Below are 788 nucleotides of genomic sequence, written 5' to 3'. Positions count from 1 at the left end.
GGCGGCCACCACGGCCGCACCGGGAAACGCAGTCACGGGACGGCATGGCGAGGACCGGACGGATCGGTCCGGCTCAACGCGCCGTCGCTCACGGTGGCGCGGACTGCTCCCACCGATCCGGGAAGCGCGGCGCGGGGCCGCCACCGGACCACCGGACTCCCTGCCTGTTCACGGCCCCGCGCGTAGGTGGGTCGAGGCAGGTCAGGAGCCGCAGCAGCCGTCCGCCGACGCTCCGTCAGCGGCCAGGGCCACGCCGGCGCCGGGGGCACCGGCGCCGAGCCGGACCAGGGCGGGTTCCGGTGTCACGCAGCACCCCCCCGCCGCAGACCCCGGTCCCGGGAGGGTGAGCCCGACGCGGTCGGCGGAATCCGTGGCCCCTGCGAGTGCGGCGGCCACGGGCCGAACGCTCCTCGCCGGGTCGTGGCCGGCACGTCGGGGCACGGCCGTAGGAACCGGACGCGTACGGCCGGGTCCTCGACGTCGCGGACGCGGTAGATGATCCGGCCGGCGGCGGCCACACGATCGCCGCAGACAGGTCGTTCCAGACGATGACCATGGCAGTGCGGCGGGCGAGGCCGACGACGATCACGCAGGCGCGGTACTCGGGCAGGTCCGGCAGGAAGATACACGCCAGGGCGGACACGACCGCGGGACCGGCGATCAAGTTGATGACCGAGGAGGACACCATCAGCTTCTCGTCGCCGGTGACGGTGCCGGTCCGACCGCAGCGAACCCCGGCGAGCACCGGGTACGTCATCACGAGCAGACCGAGCATGATCGGCAGGGAG

General features: G+C 74.1%; 1 pseudogene. It reads right to left on the bottom strand.

What is annotated here, in order from left to right:
- Window positions 1–506 precede the first annotated feature (506 nt).
- Window positions 507–788: pseudogene (locus IH13_RS41420) on the bottom strand (arsenical-resistance protein); the annotation flags it as partial.

This window comes from Streptomyces sp. NRRL WC-3549 (assembly GCF_000721935.1).
Lineage (GTDB): Bacteria > Actinomycetota > Actinomycetes > Streptomycetales > Streptomycetaceae > Streptomyces.
This window is presented reverse-complemented; position numbering and strand designations above follow the sequence as displayed.